Source organism: Streptosporangium sp. NPDC023963, from assembly GCF_040639135.1.
GTDB lineage: Bacteria > Actinomycetota > Actinomycetes > Streptosporangiales > Streptosporangiaceae > Streptosporangium.
This window is the reverse complement of record NZ_JBEZZK010000001.1, coordinates 618,891-640,274: the sequence shown is the minus strand read 5'-3', so window position 1 is coordinate 640,274 and position 21,384 is coordinate 618,891. Positions and strand designations below refer to the sequence as shown.

General features: G+C 72.6%; 18 protein-coding genes. 9 read left to right on the top strand and 9 right to left on the bottom strand.

Features of this window, described 5'->3' with window-relative positions:
• Positions 1-190 precede the first annotated feature (190 nt).
• The gene (locus AB0F88_RS02655) at positions 191-1,435 is read left to right on the top strand and encodes a hypothetical protein (protein ID WP_362676586.1); all 1,245 of its coding nucleotides are present in this window, start codon (positions 191-193) and stop codon (positions 1,433-1,435) included.
• Positions 1,436-1,513: 78 nt separating this feature from the next.
• On the opposite strand, the gene AB0F88_RS02650 is transcribed toward AB0F88_RS02655, so the two are convergent.
• From AB0F88_RS02650 to AB0F88_RS02620, 7 genes are all read right to left on the bottom strand, one after another.
• The gene (locus AB0F88_RS02650; RefSeq protein WP_362676584.1) at positions 1,514-4,900 is read right to left on the bottom strand and encodes a P-loop NTPase fold protein; all 3,387 of its coding nucleotides are present in this window, start codon (positions 4,898-4,900) and stop codon (positions 1,514-1,516) included.
• Between the two features lie 42 nt (positions 4,901-4,942).
• The gene (locus AB0F88_RS02645) at positions 4,943-5,155 is read right to left on the bottom strand and encodes a hypothetical protein (protein ID WP_362676582.1); all 213 of its coding nucleotides are present in this window, start codon (positions 5,153-5,155) and stop codon (positions 4,943-4,945) included.
• A 16-nt stretch (positions 5,156-5,171) separates the two neighbouring features.
• The gene (locus tag AB0F88_RS02640) at positions 5,172-6,107 is read right to left on the bottom strand and encodes an ABC transporter ATP-binding protein (protein WP_362676580.1); all 936 of its coding nucleotides are present in this window, start codon (positions 6,105-6,107) and stop codon (positions 5,172-5,174) included.
• Complete coding sequence (locus tag AB0F88_RS02635) at positions 6,088-7,122, bottom strand: ABC transporter substrate-binding protein (RefSeq protein WP_362676578.1); 1,035 nt, start codon at positions 7,120-7,122, stop codon at positions 6,088-6,090. The genes AB0F88_RS02640 and AB0F88_RS02635 overlap by 20 nt, the downstream gene beginning before the upstream one ends.
• Before the next feature lie 12 nt (positions 7,123-7,134).
• A complete protein-coding gene (locus AB0F88_RS02630) occupies positions 7,135-7,974 on the bottom strand; it encodes an ABC transporter permease (protein ID WP_362676576.1) in 840 nt (279 codons plus the stop codon).
• Complete coding sequence (locus AB0F88_RS02625; protein WP_362676574.1) at positions 7,971-9,053, bottom strand: LLM class flavin-dependent oxidoreductase; 1,083 nt, start codon at positions 9,051-9,053, stop codon at positions 7,971-7,973. Before AB0F88_RS02625 ends, AB0F88_RS02630 begins: the two co-directional genes overlap by 4 nt.
• Positions 9,054-9,297: 244 nt before the next feature.
• Positions 9,298-10,218, bottom strand: a complete 921-nt coding sequence (locus AB0F88_RS02620; RefSeq protein ID WP_362676572.1) for a bifunctional helix-turn-helix transcriptional regulator/GNAT family N-acetyltransferase — start codon at positions 10,216-10,218, stop codon at positions 9,298-9,300.
• Positions 10,219-10,371: 153 nt separating this feature from the next.
• On the opposite strand from AB0F88_RS02620, the gene AB0F88_RS02615 reads away from it, so the two are divergent.
• Positions 10,372-11,370 (top strand): beta-propeller fold lactonase family protein, encoded by a 999-nt coding sequence (locus AB0F88_RS02615; RefSeq protein WP_362676570.1) that lies wholly within the window; start codon positions 10,372-10,374, stop codon positions 11,368-11,370.
• Between the two features lie 310 nt (positions 11,371-11,680).
• Entirely contained in the window at positions 11,681-12,706 is a 1,026-nt protein-coding gene (locus tag AB0F88_RS02610) for a 6-phosphofructokinase (RefSeq protein WP_362676568.1), read from the top strand.
• Positions 12,707-12,870: 164 nt separating this feature from the next.
• Here the strand turns inward: AB0F88_RS02610 and AB0F88_RS02605 are convergent, their stop codons facing one another.
• Complete coding sequence (locus AB0F88_RS02605) at positions 12,871-13,728, bottom strand: MHYT domain-containing protein (RefSeq protein WP_362676566.1); 858 nt, start codon at positions 13,726-13,728, stop codon at positions 12,871-12,873.
• A gap of 77 nt (positions 13,729-13,805) precedes the next feature.
• Here AB0F88_RS02605 and AB0F88_RS02600 point away from each other — a divergent pair, with 77 nt between their 5' ends.
• The 3 genes from AB0F88_RS02600 (at position 13,806) to thiI (ending at position 16,947) form a co-directional block, all read left to right on the top strand.
• Positions 13,806-14,915 carry a DUF5931 domain-containing protein gene (locus tag AB0F88_RS02600; RefSeq protein ID WP_362676564.1) on the top strand — a complete coding sequence of 370 codons (1,110 nt, stop codon included), beginning with the start codon at positions 13,806-13,808 and terminating at the stop codon, positions 14,913-14,915.
• A 52-nt stretch (positions 14,916-14,967) separates the two neighbouring features.
• Positions 14,968-15,597, top strand: a complete 630-nt coding sequence (locus AB0F88_RS02595) for a response regulator transcription factor (protein WP_362677920.1) — start codon at positions 14,968-14,970, stop codon at positions 15,595-15,597.
• Positions 15,598-15,744: 147 nt separating this feature from the next.
• Positions 15,745-16,947, top strand: a complete 1,203-nt coding sequence (thiI, locus tag AB0F88_RS02590) for a tRNA uracil 4-sulfurtransferase ThiI (protein ID WP_362676562.1) — start codon at positions 15,745-15,747, stop codon at positions 16,945-16,947.
• 32 nt (positions 16,948-16,979) lie between these two features.
• On the opposite strand, the gene aroF is transcribed toward thiI, so the two are convergent.
• Positions 16,980-18,017, bottom strand: a complete 1,038-nt coding sequence (gene aroF / locus AB0F88_RS02585) for a 3-deoxy-7-phosphoheptulonate synthase (RefSeq protein WP_362676560.1) — start codon at positions 18,015-18,017, stop codon at positions 16,980-16,982.
• A 376-nt stretch (positions 18,018-18,393) separates the two neighbouring features.
• Between aroF and AB0F88_RS02580 the strand changes: the two genes are divergently transcribed.
• The 3 genes from AB0F88_RS02580 (at position 18,394) to AB0F88_RS02570 (ending at position 21,124) form a co-directional block, all read left to right on the top strand.
• The gene (locus tag AB0F88_RS02580) at positions 18,394-19,008 is read left to right on the top strand and encodes a molybdopterin-dependent oxidoreductase (protein WP_362676558.1); all 615 of its coding nucleotides are present in this window, start codon (positions 18,394-18,396) and stop codon (positions 19,006-19,008) included.
• A 48-nt stretch (positions 19,009-19,056) separates the two neighbouring features.
• A complete protein-coding gene (locus AB0F88_RS02575) occupies positions 19,057-20,250 on the top strand; it encodes a histidine kinase (protein WP_362676556.1) in 1,194 nt (397 codons plus the stop codon).
• A 76-nt stretch (positions 20,251-20,326) separates the two neighbouring features.
• Entirely contained in the window at positions 20,327-21,124 is a 798-nt protein-coding gene (locus tag AB0F88_RS02570) for a LytTR family DNA-binding domain-containing protein (RefSeq protein ID WP_362676553.1), read from the top strand.
• Positions 21,125-21,384 lie beyond the last annotated feature (260 nt).

Here is a 21,384-nt window from a genome sequence, read left to right as displayed (position 1 = left end):
GGGGAGCGGCGATTCTGGCCGCCCTGGTTCCCCGAATCCATCTCTGGATCAGGACGATGGTGCCCGGCATGGGGGTGCCGGGGGTGGCGTCTGGTTCTCGTCCAGCCGCTGCGAGGGGCGCCGGATCGACCAATGGCTGAACGAGCTGCTCGACCCGGTCTGGGATTTCCCTCTCCTGTGGTTCGAATCCGTGCCGCTGATCGTCCTCGCCTGGGGGAGCCGGTCTCTGAGCGGGCGGGCCGGACATCCCAGGATCGGCCGGATCCTGGGGCGCCTCGCCGCCCTGGTGATGATCGTTCGGTATCTCCCGTCCCTGTTACTGCTCATGATCGACAGGTCCGTCGATCCCGGATGCGCGGTTCTCTGGGGGCTGGGGCTGACGAGCTGGGGTGTCACGAAGGATCTCTGTGGCCTTGTCGCCGCGATCCTCGTGCTCCTCGCGGTCCGTGCCTCCCGTACTCCGGGAACTCCGGGAACTCCGGGAAACGGTCTCGCCCGTACGGCGATCGCGGTGCCGCTGGTGGTCGTGGTGCTCCTCGGCGTGGGGGGCGACGCCGCGCGGGGGAAGGTGAGCGACGCGTCGGCGCTCGACTGCGCCGGATTCGGCGACGGTACGGTCTCGGGGCTGGACAAGAGCGAGAAGGAGTTCCTGTGCCGGATCCGGGACGACTACAGGTGGGGCATCTCGGCGCTGGAGGACATGCCCGACCGTGATCTTCTCGCGTACGGTCGCGGGCTGTGCGACCTGGCGGTGCGCCACGGAGGAGGCGACGTCGACGCGCCCGCCGTGGCGGAGGCGATCGGCGAACTGCACAGCCACTCGCTGGCGGGGGCGCTGAGCCTGCTGTGTCCCAAGGTGGCCGAGGTGCAGCAGGAGAAGGGGCGACGGGCGCAGGAGGAGAGTGACGCCTACTTCGCGGCGGCGGAGAGGAGCTGCGCCGCCCATCCCCGGCACCGGCCGAGGATCACACCGGTACGGCAGGTCCGCGAGACCGTGTGGACGGAGTTCTGGGAGATCCACGCCTGGGACGAGGAGAACGAGGGCGCCGAGGTCGACGGCCGGGTGGCCGACCTGGTGGGCAGTGAGCCCGGCGCGCTGGCCATCTGGGCGGCGGACGAGATCGGCCACGCGTGCGTGACGGGGGAGTCCTACCGGCGCCGCCCGCCGGTGGAGACCCGGGGCTGGGAGCAGGTCGTCGAGGTCGGCTATCGGAGCGGCGACGGGGTCCTGTCCATCGTCGACGGTGAGGGCGGACGGCTTCCCGACCTCGCGGCCGGAGGCCCGGGGGACTACCGGGTCCGGGTCCACGTCCGGGGGCGCGAGGCCGTACGGGAGAACTTCGACGTTCCCGACGGCACCGTCCAATTGCTGATCATGGTGTTCCCCGGAAAGGAGAGGGAGCCCAGGATCTACCGGGACTCCCTGTCGTCCTGAGCTCGGAGGAGATGCCTGGGTTCGGAGGAACTGGCCGGGCTCGAAGGAGATACCTGAGCCCGCAGGAGATGCCCGAGCTCAGAGGAGATAGCGGGCGAGGTCGGCGATGGGGTGCGGTCCGGAGAGCAGGTCGCGCAGGGAGTCCAGGTGGGTGCCGCCCGAGGTGTGGTGGGCGATGAGGCCGGTGTCGTGGACGGCCCGCTCCCAGCCCCCGTCGTCGTTCGCGGCCTCCTCCAGCCGCCGCAGCACGCTCGCCCCGTCCGTCTCCCCGGCCAGCAGCGTCAGCAGGTGCGGCCACTGGACGGCGAGCGCCGCGAGCTTGGCGACCTCGCCGTCCGAGGCGGGGGCCGCCCCGGCGAGGGCGCGGCGGTAGGTCAGGAACGAGTAGAAGCGGAACACGTTCACGTACCGCTTGATCTCGCGCGGGTTGAAGAACGTCAGGGCCGGGAGCACGAACTCGATCGCCCGGTAGGCGTTCTCGTCGCTGTAGAGGTCGTCGAAGACCCGGTCGGCGGCCTCCCGGGTCGCCGCGCAGAGACCGCCGACGGCGTCGGAGCACTCGATGCCCAGGGCGTCCTGTGCCAGCCGCGCCGCCTCGTCGAGGGTCGTCGTGGTCGGGCACAGCGCCCAGATGGCGTCCTGCAGCCGGCTCACCTGCACCGGGTCCGGCGGTTCCGCCGCCCGCGCTCCTGGCTCGGGCGTCTCCACCGGTGTACGCGGCCCGAATCCCTGCAGCTCCATCGTCGCCCGCAGCCCGAGCCCCGGTATCGCCACCGGCGTTCGCAGCCTGGGTCTCCGTGGGGCCACCGGTGCCCGCAGTCCCGGCACGGCCGCTCCCGGTGGCGTGGCGGTGCCGGGCGAGCCCGGTGTGACCGCGCCGAGCGGGGAGGGCCGTGCGGGAGGCAGGGGACCGCGCGAACGCGGCCCGGCCGGATCCGGTGGCGGGTCGAGCCGTTCCAGGGCGGCTGGGGGACCCGCCGGACGCGGTCCGGCCGGATTCGGTGTCCGTGTGGTGTCCGGGTCCCGCGGCCACGGGGTCTCCGTGTCCGGGGGAACGGTGGGAAGATCCGCGTGTGGATCGGGAGCGCCCGCGCGTACGTCGGGATCCCCCGGGGGGACGGTCGCGGGCCGCGCCAGGCCGGACACGCCCAGCAGGGCCCGTACGAAGGCGGGCAGCCGGTCGGCGTCGTCCAGCAGCGGCACGCTCAGCGGGAGCTGCACGATCTTCTCCAGGAACCGCCAGCCCAGGCCGGAGCGCCCGCCGCCCGGCAGCGTCCCGGCCAGCTCCGGGTAGGCCGCCTCGACGTGCGCCACGACCACCTCCGGTTCCATGGCCAGCACGAACACGCAGTTGGGGAACTCCCCGGCGAGGAAGAGGTTGATCGCCTCGATGACCTGCGCCACCGTTCCCGGCGAGCAGCGGTCCAGGTCGTCCACGAACACCACCAGCGGGCGCTCCCCGGTGGCGACGAGGTCGAGGACCTGCCGCATGTCGGTCTGCACCAGGTGCAGGAAGCCGGTCCTGGACCGGTACCCGGGGGCGGTCGCGACCTCGTTGACGAACCCGTCGGCCGCGCCGGGGCCGAGCAGGTCGGGTTGGGTGACCAGGCCGCGGAACGCGTTGTCCGCCGACTCCCCGAAGAACCGCGCCAGCCGTACGGCGCCCGCCCCCACCACCAGCGCCGACCCGGCGGAGCCGACGGCCGCGGCGGCGTTCCCCAGGAAGGCGCCGAGTGCGGGCAGCAGCGCGGCGGCGGCCAGGAGCGCCCCGGTGAGGACGACGGTGGCGACCAGGCCGAGGGCCACCGGCGCCAGGCGGGTCATCGCCAGGTGGTAGGCGCGCCTGCGGACCGCCTCCCGGTCGATCCTGGACAGGTTCAGCTCCAGCCAGAACCGTTCCCGCTCGGCGCGGGGCAGCCGCCGGGTGACCTGGGTGATGATCTCGTGGGCCAGCCCGGCCCAGACCTGCTCGCCGCTCTGGTACATCCACGGGTTGAACCAGACCGTGGGCCGCCAGTCCGCCCGCCGCAGCGGGAGCGGGCCCGGTTCGGCCCGCCCGGCGCTCTCCCGGGGGCGCCGTCCCGTCCTGGCGAGCACCTCGGCGTTGGTCAGCGTCCGCTCCGCGCGGGAACCGGGCAGGTGGATCGGGGCGGGGTCGTCCCCGGCGGCCCCGGGATCCAGCAGGTCCTGGATCATCCGCATCAGCGAGGTCTTGCCCGCGCCCCAGGGGCCCTTGACGCCGATCGTGAGCGGGGGCCGGGTCTCGGGGTGGCGGACGAACGCGGCGATGGCCTCGGCGTAGACCCGGTGCCCGAGCTGGTCCTCGGTGGTCCACCGGTCGGCGGTGAGCCTGGCCCTGGGCCGTACCGTCCGCAGCCCGGCCCGGCGGCGGCGCAGCAGCGCCGAGGTCTGCGCCCGCTCGGCCGCCGACAGCCGCGAGTGGCCGAAGGTCCGCACGTCCGGGTGGACGAACGTGGTCGTCTCGCCCAGCAGGCCCCACTGCCTCAGCTCGGCGGCGTCGCCGAGGATCTCGTCGATCGGCTCGCCCTCGTCGAGCAGGGCCGCCCTGCGCAGGATCTCCCTGGCGGGCTCGCTCAGATGGAGCTCGTAGACCCGCCGGACGATCTCGACCCCGCAGGCGGGCGGGGCGTGGTCGCCGAGCCGCGCCAGGACGCGGGCGAAGGCGGCGTGCGGCACGGCGGCGGTGTCCCTCGCCGGGGTGATGGCGACCCCCGCGACGGCCCCGTACGAGATCAGGATGGGCGTGCGGGCGGCCGAGACCGCCGCGTAGCGGGCGAGCGCGTAGGCGTGCAGGTCCCCGACGCTGATCGTCCCGTCCCCGTCGAGGTCGGCGGCCCGCGTCGTGAGGCCCTCCGCGATGACGTCGGTCAGCGTGCGCACCGGGCCGGGTACCGTCTCGTCGAGCCTCAGCGTGAGGGTGAGGGCCGCCGCGGCCACCCTCGGCTCCCCGGCCACGGCGAGCTGCCTGACCGGTTCGGCGGAGCCGTCCAGGGCGCTCCAGCCGAAGTCGACGATCATCAGCACGGCGGCCGCCAGCGACTCGCCGACCTGCCGCCCGAACGCGCCGATCATCGATCCCAGCTGTCCCGAGGTCCAGCCGCCGTCGGCGGGCAGCCGGATCACCAGCAGGTCGCCCTCCCGCGCCGAGCGCAGCAGGTTCCACACGCGCTCGCCGTCCGCGCCCGCCCCCTCGCTGATCCCGGCGTCGACGGTGAACCCCTCGGCGCGCAGCGCGCTCGCCAGCCGCGCGTCCGGCGGGGCGGCGTGCGGCCCGGTGGCGGGGGCGCCCGCGCTCGGCGAGGACGGGGGCGGGGACGAGGACGGGACAGGTGACGGTGGTGGGGTCGCGGCCGTGAGGGAGTCGAGGAAGACGAGAGCTCGGCGGGTGCCCACGTGGGGCGTGGTCTCGGAAACTGGATTCGCGAACGCGAGTCCCTCGCTCAACGGTCCTCCCGATCTGACGGCGGTCATTCCACTGTGGACGCGTCAGACGGGACAGATGGCGATCTTGGCGATAGGTCGACCTGTTTTGACGGATGTTTGCTCGCCGGTTTCCGCAAAGTTTGCGGCGGGGGCCGGGGCGGCGTCACCCACGACGTCACCTGCGGTGTCGTTCGCGGCGGTGTCACCCGCGGTGCCGTTCACGGCGGTGTCGCCCACGACGTCACCTGCGGTGTCGTTCGCGGCGGTGTCGCCCACGACGGCGCCCGCGAGATCACCGGCCCCTTCCGCCGCCGGGCGACGCGGCCTCCCTGACGACCTCCGTCAGCTCCTCGCGCAGCCCGGCGAAGAGCGGGTCGGTGCGGGGATGGTCGCCGTACGGCAGGTCCGAGCCGCGGTCGAGGACCACCCGGCCCGGCCTGCCGCTCAGCGCGAGCACGCGGGTGCCGAGGTAGACGGCCTCGTCCACGCTGTGGGTGATGAACACCACCGTCGTGCCCGCCCGCCGCCACAGCTCGCGGACCTCCTCCTGCATGCGTTCCCTCGTGAAGGCGTCCAGGGCGGCGAACGGCTCGTCCATCAGCAGCAGCGCGGGTCCCGGGGCGAGGGCGCGGGCGATCGCCGCGCGCTGCTGCATGCCACCCGAGAGCTCGTACGGCCTGGCCCTGGCGACGTCGGCCAGCCCGGTCAGCTCCAGCAGCTCGGCCACCCGCTCGCGCCGTGCCGCCCTCGGCAGGCCGCGCAACCCGAAACCGACGTTCCCCTCGACGGAGAGCCAGGGGAAGAGCCGGTGCTGCTGGAACACGTACCCCCTGGCCGGGTCGGGCCCCGTCACCGGCTCGCCGGAGGCCGTGATGGCTCCCGCCGACGGCGCGGCGAAGCCCGCCACCAGCCGCAGCAGCGTGCTCTTGCCGCACCCCGAGGGGCCCACGACCGTCACGAACTCCCCGGCGGCGATCTCCAGGTCGATCGGGCCGAGCGCGTCGACCGTCCCGGCGCGCCCCCGGTAGGAGTGCGCCACCCCGGCGAGCGCGAGCGCCGTGTCCCGGAGAGCCGCGCCCCGAGGTCCCGCGTTCCCGCCGGTCACCTCCGTGCTCACCTCGCCCGCGGCCTCGGGGGCCGCGTTCGCGCGGGCCGCCGCCTCGTGAACCGTGCCGGCCGTCTCGGGGCCCGCGCCCGTGCGGGCGGTCTCAGCTTCCGGCGAAGGCATCCGCGAGCTCCTGCGTGGCCAGGCCCTTCTGGAAGACGCTCAGCTCCGGTACGGCGTCCACCTTCTTCTGGCCCTTGAGGAACTCGGCGGAGCTGTGCAGGTTCTCGGCGAACCTGCCGGGGGCCGAGGGGGTGCCGAGATATTCGGCGGAACGCTGCTCCGTGGCGTCGAGGAGCACGAGCTGGCCGAGCTGGCGCCCGGCCTCCGCCGGGTCGAGGTTGAGCTGGCGGCCGATGGCCGCGGCGGCGGCGTCCTTGTCGCTCCTGGCCAGTTTGACCGCGCGGTCCTGCTGCTGGAGCCAGACGTGCAGCGCCTTCGGGTACTTCTTCGCGAAGGCGTCGCTGACCACCGCGAGGTCGGCGGTGAGCTTGCCCCGCTGGGCCAGCTCGCGGCTGGTGACCAGCGTCGTGCCGCCGTTCTTCTGCAGCTCGGCCAGGGTGGGCGTCCAGACGTAGGCGGCGTCGATGTCACCGCGCTGCCAGGCGGCCTGGATGTCCGGCGGCTCCATGTCGAGGATCTTCACGTCGGCCTCCGACAGCCCGGCCTCGGCGAGCGCGGCGAGCAGGCTGTAGTGGGTGGTCGAGGCGAAGGGGGCGGCGACCCGCTTGCCCGCGAGCCCCTTGACGTCGGTCACGCCGCCCCGGGCGACGAGCGCCTCGTTGTCCCCGATCACGTCGAAGATCCACGGCACCCGGTACGGGATGTCGAGCGGCGCCGACAGGCCACGGGTGACCGGGCTGCTGCCCGCCAGCCCGATGTCGAGCGACCCGGCGATCATCGCGGTGTTCACGTCACCGCCCGAGTCGAACCTGCTCCAGGTGATCTTGGTGTTCGGCAGCGCCTTCTCCAGCCACTGCTGGTCCTTGACGATCAGATCCCCGTTGGGGATGAGCTGGTAGCCGATGCGCAGGGTCGCCGGGGAGCCGTCGGCGGCGGGCCTGGCCTCCTGCGTACCGGACCCGCAGGCGGTCAGGGCGAGGGCGGCGGCGGTGAGGGCGAGGATCATGCGTTTCATTGGGGGTCTTTCCTAGGTACGGCCGCGCCAGGGCACCAGGCGGCGGTCCAGCGTTTGCAGGAGGAAGTCGATGAGCAGGCCGGACAGGCCGATGACGATGATCCCGAGCACCACCACGTCCGTCTGGTTGTAGCGCTGGGCGTCGCGGACCATGCCGCCGATGCCGGGCACGCCGTTCACGGTCTCGGCGGCGACCACGGTGGTGTAGGCGACGCCCACGGCCACCCGCACCCCCGTGATGATCTCGGGCAGCGCGCTCGGCAGCACCACCCGCAGCGGCAGCTCGTGCCGGCGGGCGCCCAGCGAGCGGGCCGCGTTCAGGTAGTCCTCGTGCACCCCGCGCACGGCGTCGGCGGTGGCCACCGCGACCGGCGGCAGCGCGGCCAGCAGCAGGAGCCAGATCTTGGGCTCCTCGTCGATGCCGAACCAGATCACCAGCAGGCTGAGGTACGCCAGCGGTGGCAGGGTGCGGACGAACGTGACCAGCGGTCCCAGCAGCGCGCGCAGCGTGGGGACCATGCCGATCAGCAGTCCCAGCGCGATGCCGCCCGTCACCCCGTACAGGCAGCCGAGCAGGATGCGGCGCAGGCTGGTGAGCAGGTGCTCCTGGAGCGTGTGGCCGCTCACCCCCTCGACGGTGGTGCGCAGGAACCGGTCCCAGACCGCGACGGGCTCCGGTACGAAGACCGGCGGCCAGATCCCGGCCATCGCCACGGCCTGCCAGATCGCGACCAGCGCGACGATCGCCCCGGCCCGCAGCGCCAGGGCCCGCCAGAGCCCCCGGCCGGGCTCGGCGCCGGGGACGTTCGCGCGGCGGGGACGGAGACGGGGCGGGGAGGTGAGAACGCTCACGCGACGAGCGCGGGAGCGGCCAGCCGGGGGAGGACGAAGTCGCCCACCCGCCAGGCCTCCTCCAGGTGCGGCCAGCCGGACAGGACGAACTCCGACAGGCCGAGCTCGGAGTATTCGCGGATGCGCTCGGCGACCTCCGCGTAGCTGCCGACCAGCGCGGTACCGGCACCCTCCCTGACCAGCCCGACCCCGGCCCAGAGGTTGGGCGAGATCTCGAGCGCGTCCGCGGAACCCCCGTGGAGGCCGGCCATGCGCCGCTGTCCCACGGAGTCCATCCGGGCGAACCGCGCCTGGGCGGCGGCGATCCTGTCCGGGTCCATGCCGTCGAGCAGGCGCCGGGCGTGCGCCCAGGCCTCCTCGGAGGTGTCGCGGGCGATGACGTGCAGCCGGATGCCGAATCGCAACTCGCGGCCCGCCTCGGCGGCGAGCGCGCGCATCCTGGCGACCCGTTCTGCGATCATCGCCGGGGGTTCGCCCCACATCAGGTAGACGTCCGCCCCGGCGGCGGCCACCCGCTCCGCGGCGGGGGAGGCCCCGCCGAAGTAGATGTCGGGGGTGTCGAGGAGCGGTGTGGCGAGCCCGCCCCCCGACACCCGGTAGTGGGCGCCCAGGTGGTCGAACGGCTCGCCCGCCCAGGTGCGCCTGAGCACCTCGATGAACTCGCCGGTGCGCTCGTAGCGGGCGTCGTGGTCGAGGAAGTCGCCGTAGGCGCGCTGCTCCCGGGGGTCGCCGCCGGTGACCACGTTGAGCAGGAGCCGCCCTCCGCTGATCTCCTGGAGGGTCTGCGCCTGCTGGGCGAGCAGCGTGGGAAGGGTGAAGCCGGGCCGGAAGGCCACCAGCAGCTTGAGCCGCTCGGTCCGCGCCGCGAGGGCGCTGCACGCCACCAGCGGGTCGGGGCAGCCCGCTCCGACCGGGGTCAGCGCCGCCTCGAAACCGGCCGCCTCGGCGGCGCGGGCCACCTGGGACAGGTAGTCGAGCGTCGCGGGCCTGGCCGCGGCGCCTCCCGCCGCGACGGTGGTCGTGGCGGGCCTGACGTGATGGCCGTCGCCGGTGGTCGGCAGGAACCAGTGCAAGCGCATCTTCGCCTCATAGGGCTCATACGGAACGGGTGGTGCCCCTGATATTAACCACATAATACCTATCTATAAATAGGGAATTAGGGCGAGGTTGGAGACGGCCCCCGAGCAGGGCCCTTGGGCTCGGGACCGACCGGCCGGGTTCCGCGAGGAGGCGGTCTCAGGGGTGAGCGCGAGGAGGCGGTCTCAGGGGTGAGAAGGCGGAGGGGGTGCAGCGGTCTCAGATCTCAGAGGTGAGAAGGCGCTCTCAGAGGTCGCGGGCCCAGATCTCCTCGACGAAGTCCCCGCCGCCCGGCCCGCCCCCGCCCCGCTCCTTCTCGACCAGCTCGAAGCCCGCCGCCTGGTAGATGCGCCTGGCGCCCACCAGCACGTCCCTGGTCCACAGCACCATCCGCCGGTAGCCGGCGGCCCTGGCGAAGCGCACGCACTCGTCCACGAGCCGGGTGCCGATCCCCATGCCGCGCGTGGACGGCTCGACCAGCAGCATCCGCAGCTGCGCGGTCTCGTCGTCCTTGCGCACGCAGAAGACGCATCCGGCGCGCTCGCCGTCCACCTCGGCGATCCAGGCCGCCTCCCTCCGGGGGTCGTGGCCGTCCACGTAGTCGGCCACGACCCTGGCCACCAACGCCTCGAAGTCCATCCCCCAGCCCCGCTCCTGGCTGTAGAGCGTTCCGTGCCGGTAGACCACCCAGCCGAGGTCGCCGGAACGCGGCGGGCGGATGACGTACGGCAGGTCCGCCTTCGGCGTCCGGCCGAAGATCTCTTTGATCGTCGCCATGCTCGCGACCAGCCGGTCGCCGTCCTCGTCGGTCACCCCGGCCATCAGGTCGCGTACCTCCTGCGCCGCGCGCTCGTCGAAGCCCGCGAACCTGGTCCGGCCCTCGGCGGTCAGCTCGACCACCTGCCGCCGCGCGTCGGCGGCGGACCGCTCGCGCACCACCAGGCCGTCGCCCTCGAACCTGCCGAGCATCCGGCTCAGGTATCCGGCGTCGAGCCCGAGCAGCCGCCGCAGGTCGCTCACCTCCATCCGGCCCGCCCGGTCCAGCTCGAACAGCACCCTCATCTCGGTCAGCGAGTAGGGGCTGTCCAGAAGGCCCTGGTGGAGCAGGCCGATCAGCCTCGTGTAGAAGCGGTTGAAGGCGCGGACGTCCTCCACGTGTCTCTCCATGCTTGACAGAATCAACCAATTCATTGACGGAGTCAACGAATTGGCCGACGTGGGTTCCTGTGAGGTCGGCGGTCAACTGCGCTAACTTCGCACTTTGCCCGAGAACGGATGATGAGCGGGGGCGGCGCGTGCCGCGCCCACGGCGGGAGCATGATGGCTGAGGTCGCGTACATCGGCGGATACACCCCGGACACCGACGGGTCCGGGCCGGGGATCACCCTGGTCGAGCTGGGGAGCCTCGCGCGGCTCGGGGAGACGGCGGCCTCCGGCCCCTCCTTCCTCGCCGTCCACCCCACCCTCCCGGTCCTCTACGCGGTGGGGGAGAGCGAGCGCGGCACGGTCTGCGTCTTCGCCCGTGCCGGGGACGGCACGCTGAGCCCGCTCGCACAGCGGCCCAGCGAGGGGTCGGCCCCCTGCCACCTGGCGGTGGACCCCACCGGCACGCGCCTCGCGGTGGCCAACTACGGCGACGGCACGGTCAGCGTGCACGGCATCGACGGCTCCGGCCTCCTGACCGACGTGTGGATCTTCCCCTACCGCGAGGGCGCCCACGCCCATCAGGCGGTCTTCGGCCCCGACGGGGTGCTGTACGTGAGCGACCTGGGCTCCGACGAGGTCCGCCGCTACCTGGTCGGGGACGAGGTGGTCCCGCACCCCGCGGGTCCGGTGCGGCTCGCGTCCGGCATGGGCCCCCGGCACATGGCCTGGTCGGACGGCCACTGGTACGTGGCGGGGGAACTGGACGGCACCGTGCGCGTCTACGAGGTCTCCGACGGCCTCGACGGCCTCGACGGCTCCGACGGCTCCGAGGTCTCCGGCGGGGAGTGGCGCGAGGTCGCCGCCGTCCCGGCCAGCGGGGTCGACGGGCACAACCAGCCCTCGCACCTGGAGGTCTCCGGCGGGCTCGTCTACGTCGCCAACCGGGGACCCGACACGATCTCGGTCTTCGCGGGTCCCGGGCTGGAGCCGGTGGCGGAGGTCCCCTGCGGCGGCGTCTGGCCGCGGCACTTCGCCATCGCCGACGACCGCGTGTACGTGGCCAACCAGCGCTCGGACGGCGTCGCCGTGCTCCCGCTCAAGGGAGGCGTGCCGCAGCCCTCGGAGGAGGTCTTCGCCGTCGGCACCCCCTCCTGCGTGCTGCCGCTGCCGTAGCATTTTCCCGAGGAGCCTCCCGGGACCTCCGGCCCGCTTCCGAGGTGCCCTGGCATGCCTCTGGCGTGCCTCTGCCGTGCCCCTGACGTGCCTCTTATGCGCGCGCCCGGCCGGGCGTGGGGACCCTGGTCCGCCGGGCGGCTCACCTGTCGATCATGGGAAAGGACATGTGAGGACTACTCCGCTTGGTCTAGACCACTGGGCGCATCTGCGGGCAGAATGCGTTGCGTCGGTGGCGAAAACCCGTCGCCGGACCGACCGTGCCACTTAGTCTGGCCATCTTGTATCGAACTCACTACCGGAGGATGCCATGCGTATCGGAGTGCTCACCGGGGGCGGCGACTGCCCTGGCCTGAACGCCGTTATCCGCGCCGTCGTGCGCAAGGGAGTGGGCGTTCACGGGCATGAGTTCGTCGGGTTCCGCGACGGCTGGCGCGGTCCCCTCGAGGGCGACACCATGCCGCTTGACATCGAGGCCGTACGCGGGATCCTGCCGCGTGGCGGAACGATCCTTGGCTCTTCCAGGACCAACCCGATCAAGATCGAGGGTGGCGTTGAGAAGATCAAGGAAAACCTCGCGAAGGGCGGGGTCGACGCGCTGATCGCGATCGGCGGCGAGGACACCCTCGGTGTGGCCAAGCAGCTCTTCGACAAGGGCGTGAAGGTCGTCGGCGTGCCCAAGACGATCGACAACGACCTCAACGCGACCGACTACACCTTCGGTTTCGACACGGCCGTCAACATCGCCGTCGAGGCGATCGACCGCCTGCACACCACCGCCGAGTCCCACCACCGCGCGCTGATCTGCGAGGTCATGGGCCGCCACGCGGGCTGGATCGCCCTGCACGCCGGAATGGCGGGCGGCGCCAACGTCATCCTCATCCCGGAGAAGCCCTTCGACATCGACAAGGTCTGCGCCTACGTCGAGTCCCGCTTCGAGACGCGGTACGCGCCGATCATCGTCGTGGCCGAGGGGGCGCACCCGGTCGAGGGCCAGATGGCGCTGCAGGCGGGCGAGCTCGACGCCTTCGGCCACGTGCGGCTCGGCGGCATCGGCGAGAACCTCGCCAAGGAGATCGAGAAGCGCACCGGCAAGGAGGCCCGCACCACCGTGCTCGGCCACATCCAGCGCGGCGGCACCCCCACGGCCTTCGACCGGGTGCTGGCCACCCGGTTCGGCCTGCAGGCCATCGACGCGGTGCAGGAGGGCGACTTCGGCAAGATGGTCGCCCTGCAGGGCACCGACATCGTCAGGGTCGGCCTCGACGAGGCCACCAAGGAGCTGAAGACCGTGCCGGCCGGCCGCTACGAGGAGGCCGAGGTCTTCTTCGGCTGAGCCGGGACGCCCCCGGAGCCCGCCCCCGAGGTGTCTGCCCGGGGGCGCCGGCAAGTGTTCTGCAAGCGGCCTCCCCTAGCCTCCCGACAGGGCGGCCGCCCGCGATTCCCCTCCATGTACGGCTTGCGCCTTGACCAGGCACCAGCGGGGGCGCAAGCCGTACATCATCGCCCCTGGGAGTCGAACAGCGACGGGCCCTTCCGCGCGGGGGCCGGCGGCGGGGCGACCGGCTCCCGGAGCCGGTCCTCGTCGCGGAGGCTCTCCAGTTTGGCCAGCAGGGCGGCGTCGTTCTCCATCTCCCGCGGCGACGGCGCCAGGATGACGGCCAGCAGCAGGCCGAGGGTGAGCAGGCTCACCAGGGCCAGCGTGGGCAGCATGAAGTCGACGCCCCTGGCCCCCTCGACCGGCGTCAGCGAGATCAGGGGCCGCACCTCGAGCGCGAACATGCCGGTGTAGTGCATGCCGCAGACGGCCAGAGCCATGATCAGCGCGGCGCCGCCGGTGGCGAGCGCGCCGCTGACCCGCAGGGTGAACCAGAGCGCCACCGTGGAGGCGGCGATCGCGATCAGCACCGAGAGCCCGACCAGCAGCGGGTCGTAGGAGACCTGCGCCGACATGTTCATCGCGAACATCCCGATGTAGTGCATGCCCGCCACGCCGAGGCCGGTGAGCACGCCGCCGGACAGCAGGGAGAGCGGCCTCTCGCCCTGGTAGGAGACCAGGAACAGGCCCGCGCCCACGATGACGACCGCCAGGGCCGCCGAGCCGACCGTCAACGGCACGTCGTAACGGATCTGGCCACCGCCGACGGCGAAGCCCATCATGGCGACGAAGTGCATGACCCAGATGCCGGTGCCGCCGATGGACAGTGCCCCGCCCGCCAGCCAGCGGACGCGGGCCGAGCCCGTCGCCGCACGGGCCCTGGCGGTGAGCAGAAGACCGAGCATGCATCCGACGCTCGACATGACGTAGGCCAGCACGGGGGTGAGCAGGCCATAGGAGAAGTGATCTACGTGGGACATGTTCCAGTTTCTAGTGAGAGGGAAATCAGGGGATTATTGCAGCTCGCGGCCTTTCCGGAGAAAGGCGCGGGCGCCCGATGACGGGAATCGAGGATCCGTTCTGGCGAGCGGTCGCGGTTTTCCGCGTCGCATCCCTCGGATACGCGGCGGTCCTGCTCATCCGCGCCGGAGGATACGCCCACCCGGTGACCGGCTGGCTGGTGATCGGCGTCATGGCACTGTGGACCGTGGCGACGATCTTCGCCTACTCCGTCAGGGAGCTGCGCGGCCGGCCCCTGCTCGCCGCCGACATGCTCGTGACCGTGGGCTGCCTGCTCGCCACTCCGGCCGTGCAGGGCGCCTACCAGCAGGGTAGCCTGCCGATCACCGGTACCTGGATGGGCGGGGCGGTGCTCGCCTGGGCGGTGTACGGCGGGCGGCGGCTGGGGGCGGCGGCCGCGCTGATCGTCTCGCTGGCCGACCTGTGGCTGCACGGCGTCCCCGGGGGCGGCTTCGAGGTGCTGCCGATCAACGGCACCGTCCTGCTCTTCCTCGCCGGAGTGGTCGTCGGGCACGTGGCCCGGCTGGCCAAGAAGGCCGAGGAGCGCATGCAGCAGGCGATCGAGCTGGAGGCCGCCGGGCGGGAGCGGGAGCGGCTCGCCCGGGGGATCCACGACTCGGTGCTCCAGGTGCTCGCGCTGGTCCAGCGGCGCGGGCAGGAGATCGGCGGCGAGGCGGCCGAGCTGGGCAGGCTCGCGGGCGAGCAGGAGGTTGCGCTGCGCGAGCTGGTCAGGCTCAGGCCCGAGGCGTCCGCCCTCGGCACCGCCGACCTGTGCGCCCTGCTGCACAGGTACGGCTCGGCCACGGTGACCGTCTCGGCCCCGGCGACCCCGCTGACCCTGCCCGCGGCCACCGCGGCCGAGATGGCCGCCGCGGTCGGGGCCGCCCTGGACAACGTCGCCCGCCACTGCGGGGCGCGGGCGCCCGCGTGGGTCTTCGCCGAGGGCGACGGCGGGCTGGTCACCGTGACCGTCAGGGACGAGGGGCCGGGCATCCCGCCCGGACGCCTGGAGGAGGCCGCCGCCGCCGGGCGGCTGGGCGTCGCGCAGTCCATCCGGGGCCGCATCGCCGACCTCGGCGGCACGGTCACCGTGATCTCGGACCCGGGCCGGGGCACCGAGATCGAGATGTCGGTTCCGGCCGGGTGAGGAAGACCGGCCTGTCGGGACAGAACAGCCCTAAGGTGGGCCAATGCGCGTGATGGTGGTGGACGACCACCCGATGTGGAGGGACGGGGTGGCCAGGGATCTGGCCGAGGCCGGGTACGAGGTCGTGGCGACGGTCGGGGAGGGGCGGCAGGCGGTCCGGGTGGCCGCGGCGGTCCGGCCCGAGCTGGTCGTGCTCGACCTGCAGCTGCCCGACCTGCCGGGGGTCGAGGTGGCCAGGAGGCTGGCCGCGTCGGAGCCGCCGCCCCGGGTGCTGATGCTGTCGGCCAGCGGCGAGCAGGAGGACGTGCTGGAGGCCGTCAAGGCGGGCGCGTCCGGATATCTCCTGAAATCCGCGAGCAAGGAGGAGTTCCTCGACGCGGTCAGGCGCACCGCCGAGGGCGACGCGGTGTTCACCCCCGGCCTGGCGGGACTCGTCCTGGGGGAGTACCGCAGGCTGGCCGCCCGGCCCGCGCCCGAGGCGACTCCTCGCCTGACCGAGCGGGAGACCGAGGTGCTCCGCCTGGTCGCCAAGGGCCTGTCGTACAAGCAGATCGCCGAGCGTCTCGTGCTCTCCCACCGGACGGTGCAGAACCACGTCCAGAACACCTTGAACAAGCTCCAGCTCCACAATCGGGTGGAGCTGGTCCGCTACGCGATCGAGCAGGGCCTCGACGAGTCGTAAGCGCGACTAAAGTGACAAGGTCGAGACGTTGTCTTTGCGTGAGTACGCGAGAGACTTGACCGTGGTACCCGGACCCCCGGGTTCTCCGGGTCTCCCTGACGTCCCCCGACTCCCCGTTCCCCTCGACGTTCCACCGGAGGTCGCACCATGACCATGTCCGCCTTGGGCGAGCCCTGCGTTCTGCTCAAACTGGGCGAGGTCGTCCTCAAGGGCAACAACCGCGAGCTCTTCGAGCGCAGGTTGCAGGCCAACATCAAGGCCGCCCTGAAGGACGTCGGCGTCAAGGTCGACGTACGGCAGCGCCACGGTGTCATCGCGCTCTTCCTGCCGGACGGCAGCGACGCGGAGATCGCCGACGCGGTCGCCGAGCGTGTCTCGTACGTCCCCGGCCTGGTCTGGGTGCACCGTGCCTGGCGGGTGGAGAAGGACCCCTCGGCGATCACCAAGGCCGCCATCGAGTTGCTGGCCGACCGTGACGACGTCAGGCGCGGCGTCTCCTTCGCGGTCCGCTCCCGCCGCCGCGACAAGCGCTTCCCGCTCACCTCGATGCAGCTGGACCGCTCGGTCGGCGGCGAGCTCAACGACATCTACGGCCTGCCGGTCGACCTGAAGCGCCCCGAGCTGGTGGTCTCCATCGAGGTCGACCGCGACGAGGCGTTCGTCTTCACCGGCGGGCAGCCGGGCCAGGGCGGGCTGCCGGTCGGCACCAGCGGCAGGGGCCTGGTGCTGATGTCCGGCGGCATCGACTCCCCGGTGGCCGCCTACCGGATGATGCGCCGTGGCCTGCGGGTCGACTTCCTGCACTTCTCCGGCATCCCCTTCACCACCTCGGAGTCCATCTACAAGGCGTACGCGCTGGTCAGGGCGCTCGACAAGTTCCAGGGCGGGTCCCGGCTGTGGGTCGTCCCGTTCGGCAAGGCCCAGCAGTCGATCAAGGCCTCCGGGCAGGACCGCCTGGCGATCATCACCCAGCGGCGCCTGATGCTGAAGACCGGCGAGGAGGTCGCCCGCCGCCTGCGCGCCGGGGCCCTGGTCACCGGCGACTCCCTGGGGCAGGTCTCCTCGCAGACCCTGCAGAACATCACCGCCCAGGACGACGCCGTCGACATGCCGATCCTGCGTCCCCTCATCGGCCTCGACAAGACCGAGATCATGGCCGAGGCCCGCCGCATCGGCACCCTGGCGATCTCCGAGCTGCCGGACGAGGACTGCTGCACGCTCCTGGCCCCCCGCAGGGCCGAGACCGCCGCGAAGGTCGCCGACCTGAAGAAGATCGAGCGCCGCCTCGACGCCGAGGAGCTCGCCGTCCAGCTGGCCGGGTCCCTGCAGGAGTACAAGATCGACGCCTGACCCCCGGGCGCGCCCGGGGGAGGGCCGAGAGGTCAGGCGGGCGCCAGGAGGTCACCGGCGGCGACCTTGCCCAGCAGCGGCGGGAACCGCTCCATCACCCGGGCGAGCTCGTCCAGGTCGCCGTCGACCAGCGCCTGCGGGCCGTCGCAGAGGGCCTGCTCGGGGTGCGGGTGGACATCGATGATCACGCCGTCGGCGCCGGCCGCGATGGCCGCGCGGGTGAGCGGCAGGACCAGGTCGCGGTGGCCGCCGGAGTGGGACGGGTCGACGATCACCGGCAGGTGCGACAGCCGCTGGGCGAGCGGCACCGCCGAGACGTCCAGGGTGTTGCGGGTGGCGGTCTCGAAGGTGCGGATGCCGCGCTCGCACAGCACGATGTCGAGGTTGCCGCGCTGGGCGACGTACTCGGCGGCCATCAGCCACTCCTCGATGGTGGCGCTCATCCCGCGCTTGAGCATCACCGGCTTGCCGGCGGCGCCGACGGCCTGCAGCAGCGCGAAGTTCTGCGCGTTGCGGGTGCCGACCTGGAGCATGTCGGCGTAGGAGGCCACCAGCTCCACGTCGTCGGCGTCGACGACCTCGGTGACGACGGGAAGCCCGGTCTGCTCGCGCACGTCGGCGAGGATGCGCAGCCCCGCCTCGCCCAGCCCCTGGAAGGCGTACGGGGAGGTGCGGGGCTTGTAGGCGCCGCCGCGCAGCAGGGTGGCCCCGGCCGCCTTCGCCATCAGGGCGGCCTCCAGGGTCTGCTGCGGGGTCTCCACCGCGCACGGCCCGGCGATCAGGGTGACCGTGTCGGGGCCGATCGGCACGCCGCCGACGCGCACGGTGGACCGCTCGGGGTGGTTGTCGCGGCTCACCAGCTTGTACGGCGCGCTCACCCGCATCACGTCGGCCACCCCCGGCATCCCGCGCAGGTCCAGGGTGGCGAACTGGGCGATGTCGCCGACCAGGCCGATGATCGTGCGGCTCACGCCCCGGCTGACGAACGCCTCGCCGCCCGCCGCGCCGATGATCTCCACGATCGCCTCGACGTCCTCCAGGGTGGCGCCGGGGCCCATGACGATGACCATTTCTCTCCCTCTCGATCGCTCCGCCGGTGCCGGCCGATCCCGGCGGGCCCCGATGGTTTTCGTGGTTGTGACGTTCTCGACGCAGGCCGGGAAAAGCAGAAGGCCCCGGGTCCGAAAACCGGACCCGGGGCCTTCTGTTCGCCAGGCTGTCAGCGCAGCATCTGGAGGCGAACGGTCCGACCTGAGGGTCCGTCGCCATACCAAAACCAGAACGCGGTGCGCATAGCCGCAAATGATAGCGCACGACGAGAACACGCTCTCCCGTGACCCGGGGCCCGGAGGGGGAAGGGTGCAATGCGGTGGCCACCGAGGAGGTGGGAAACCGACGATGGCAGGATTACCCCGTGCCAGCGGGGAAACGGCGAGGGGAGTGACGGTGGAGCAGGCCGAATCGCCGGAGGAGCCTCGACTGCCCCCCGGCCAGTACGTCCCCCGGGGCAGGCCGGTGATCCACTACGGCCGGGTGCCCACCTTCCGCCCGGCGACCTGGCAGTTGCACGTCATGGGGGCGACCGCCTCGGGCGAGCAGCACCGCTTCACCTGGCCCCAGTTCTCCGAGCTGCCGCGCACCACGATCGTGGCCGACTTCCACTGCGTCACCAAGTTCTCGATCATGGGCAACGAGTGGAGCGGGGTGTCCACGGAGACGCTGATGAAGATCGCCCCGCCCGCGCCCGACGTGAAGCACGTGATGATCTGGGGTGAGTACGGCTACAGCGCCAACGTCCGGATCGGCGACTTCGCCCGCTCCCAGACGATGTTCGCGCTGGAGCTCGACGAGAAGCCCATCTCCCCGGAACGCGGGTTCCCGGTGCGGATGGTCGTCCCGCACCTGTATGCCTGGAAGAGCGTCAAGTGGGTCCGCGCCGTGGAGTACCTGGTGGAGGACAAGCGCGGCTTCTGGGAGGAGCGCGGTTACCACAACATCGCCGACCCCTGGCGCGAGCAGCGCTACTCCTATCAGGAGGAAGCGGGCGAAGGCCCGCCGTGATCGGCGTTCGCCCCTGATCAGCGGGGCAGGTTGACTACGGTTTTCCGCATGTCGACCACCGGCTGGGTGCTGCTGTGCGCCTTCAGCGCCCTCCTCGGATTCCTCCTTCCCCGCCCGCGCCGGCAACACCCGGACCGTCCGGGCGGCCCGACGGACGAGGCCACCTTCCTCACCCTGCACATCGCGGCGATGGCGGCGCCCTCGCTGCGGGCCGGGCTCACCCGCGACTCCGCCCGCAAGGCGGTCCGCCACCTCCGTGCCCTGCTGGGCACCAGCGCCATCGCGGTCGTCGACTCCGGCGGCCTGCTCGCCTGGGACGGCGAGGCGGGCTGCCACCGCGACCACGCGCCCGAGCACGCCCGTACGGTCCTCGCCTCCGCCCGCCCGCGCGTGGTGGCCGAGGACGAGCTGGCCTGCGACACGCCGGGCTGCGCCATCCGGGGCGGGGTCGTCGTGCCGCTCACCGTCGACGGACGGGTGGTCGGGGCGCTCGCCGCGTACGACACCGTGGTGAGCGCGGCGCTGGTGCGGACCGTCACCGAGGTCGGCCGGTGGGTCTCGGGGCAACTGGAGCTGGCCGAGGCCGCCTCCTCGCGGCGGCGGACGATGGCGGCCGAGATGCGGGTGCTGCGCGCCCAGATGTCCCCGCACTTCGTCTACAACGCGCTGACCACCATCGCCTCCTTCGTCCGTACCGACCCCGACCGGGCGCGGGAGCTGCTGGTGGAGTTCGCCGACTTCAACCGGTACGCGCTGCGCCGGGCCCGCGACTTCGCCACCCTTGCCGAGGAGGTGCACTGCGTGGACCGCTACCTGCTTCTGGAACGTGCCAGGTTCGGCGACCGGCTCCGCGTCACCCTCAGGGTCGCGCCGGAGGTGCTGTCACTCCCCGTCCCGTTCCTCTGCCTGCAACCCCTGGTGGAGAACGCCGTCAAGCGCGGGGTGGCCGCGGCGGGACGTCGTGGCGAGGTCCGGGTGGTGGTCAGCGACGCCGGCCCCGAGGCGCACATCAGCGTGGAGGACGACGGCCCGGGCACGCCTCCCGGGCGGACCCGGCCGTTCCTCGGCGGCGGCTCCCCGCACGAGGACCCGCACGGGGACGAGGAGGGCGGGATCGGGCTGGCCGGCGTGGACGTGCGGTTCCGCCAGATCTACGGCGAGGACTACGGCCTGGTCGTGGAGAGTGCCCCGAACGCGGGTACCACGGTGAGGCTCCGCGTTCCCAAGCTCCCCCGCCAATAGCTAGATGTAGTCAAACTATTACCTGAAGTCGCCATGCGGCTTGCGGCGGATGTGGTTCAGGGGGCAGCGTAGGGTCATGTTGCGAGTCCTGGCCGTTGACGACGAGGTCCCCGCCCTTGAGGAGATCGCCTATCTCCTCCGCCAGGACCCCCGGATCGAGCACGTCTCCACCGCCGTGGGCGGCGTCACCGCGCTCCAGGACATGGTCCAGATGATCGGTACGGGCGAGCGGCTGGACGGGGTCTTCCTCGACATCCGGATGCCCGGCCTCGACGGCCTCGACCTGGCCAGGCTCATCGCGGGCTTCCCCAACCCGCCCCGGCTGGTCTTCGTCACCGCCCACGAGGAGTGCGCGGTGCAGGCCTTCGAGCTGGAGGCGGTCGACTACCTGCTCAAGCCGATCAGGGCCGACCGGCTGGCCGAGGCGGTGCGGCGCCTGGAGGCGCTGATCCCCGCGACCCCCGCGGCGGCCGACCCCGTGGCCGAGGACGTCATCCCGGTCGAGCTCGCCGGGCGGACGAGGTTCGTGCCGCAGCAGGCCGTCTGGTTCGCCGAGGCGCAGGGCGACTACGTCCGGCTGCACACCGACGAGGGCAGCTATCTGGTCCGCATGCCGCTGGCCGCCCTGGAGCGGCGCTGGGCCGGTTCGGGGTTCATCAGGGTGCACCGCAGCACGCTCGTCTCGGTGCGGCACGTGAGCGAGCTGCGCTTCGACGGCGGCCGGGTGATGCTCAGGGTCGGCACCGAGACGCTCCCGGTAAGCCGCCGCCACACCCGCCAGGTCCGCGAGCGGCTCATCCGCCAGTTCCGCGACCGCCCGGCCGTCCCCGGGGTGGCCCGGGGCAGGTCCCTGCCCTCCGCCGCCCTGCGCTAGCCGCGCGGGGCCCCCGGGGGTGCTTCCGGGGGTTCTCGCCCCTCTCCGGGTCGTACGGCCGCCGTGCGACCACGTCTTCGCCCGGGGCCCTGCCTCGGCGCTCTCACGCCCCCGTGCGGCGATTCACGCCCGGGTGGACCCCGGCGCGCCCGCTCCCGGGCCGCAGGGCCGCCGGAGGTGTCTCCCGATCGCCGTCCCGGCCGCGACCCGGACGGCGGCCCGCGCTCGCCGCGGGCACCCTCGCCCGGGACGCCTGCCTG

Excerpts from the sequence above, each read along its gene's own strand:
- AB0F88_RS02640 (WP_362676580.1), bottom strand. The coding sequence starts at position 6,107 with ATGCCTTCGCCGGAAGCTGAGACCGCCCGCACGGGCGCGGGCCCCGAG.
- AB0F88_RS02635 (WP_362676578.1), bottom strand. The coding sequence starts at position 7,122 with ATGAAACGCATGATCCTCGCCCTCACCGCCGCCGCCCTCGCCCTGACC.
- AB0F88_RS02625 (WP_362676574.1), bottom strand. The coding sequence starts at position 9,053 with ATGCGCTTGCACTGGTTCCTGCCGACCACCGGCGACGGCCATCACGTC.
- AB0F88_RS02620 (WP_362676572.1), bottom strand. The coding sequence starts at position 10,218 with ATGGAGAGACACGTGGAGGACGTCCGCGCCTTCAACCGCTTCTACACG.
- AB0F88_RS02615 (WP_362676570.1), top strand. The coding sequence starts at position 10,372 with ATGGCTGAGGTCGCGTACATCGGCGGATACACCCCGGACACCGACGGG.
- AB0F88_RS02610 (WP_362676568.1), top strand. The coding sequence starts at position 11,681 with ATGCGTATCGGAGTGCTCACCGGGGGCGGCGACTGCCCTGGCCTGAAC.
- AB0F88_RS02605 (WP_362676566.1), bottom strand. The coding sequence starts at position 13,728 with ATGTCCCACGTAGATCACTTCTCCTATGGCCTGCTCACCCCCGTGCTG.
- AB0F88_RS02600 (WP_362676564.1), top strand. The coding sequence starts at position 13,806 with ATGACGGGAATCGAGGATCCGTTCTGGCGAGCGGTCGCGGTTTTCCGC.
- AB0F88_RS02595 (WP_362677920.1), top strand. The coding sequence starts at position 14,968 with ATGGTGGTGGACGACCACCCGATGTGGAGGGACGGGGTGGCCAGGGAT.
- thiI (WP_362676562.1), top strand. The coding sequence starts at position 15,745 with ATGACCATGTCCGCCTTGGGCGAGCCCTGCGTTCTGCTCAAACTGGGC.
- aroF (WP_362676560.1), bottom strand. The coding sequence starts at position 18,017 with ATGGTCATCGTCATGGGCCCCGGCGCCACCCTGGAGGACGTCGAGGCG.
- AB0F88_RS02575 (WP_362676556.1), top strand. The coding sequence starts at position 19,057 with ATGTCGACCACCGGCTGGGTGCTGCTGTGCGCCTTCAGCGCCCTCCTC.
- AB0F88_RS02570 (WP_362676553.1), top strand. The coding sequence starts at position 20,327 with ATGTTGCGAGTCCTGGCCGTTGACGACGAGGTCCCCGCCCTTGAGGAG.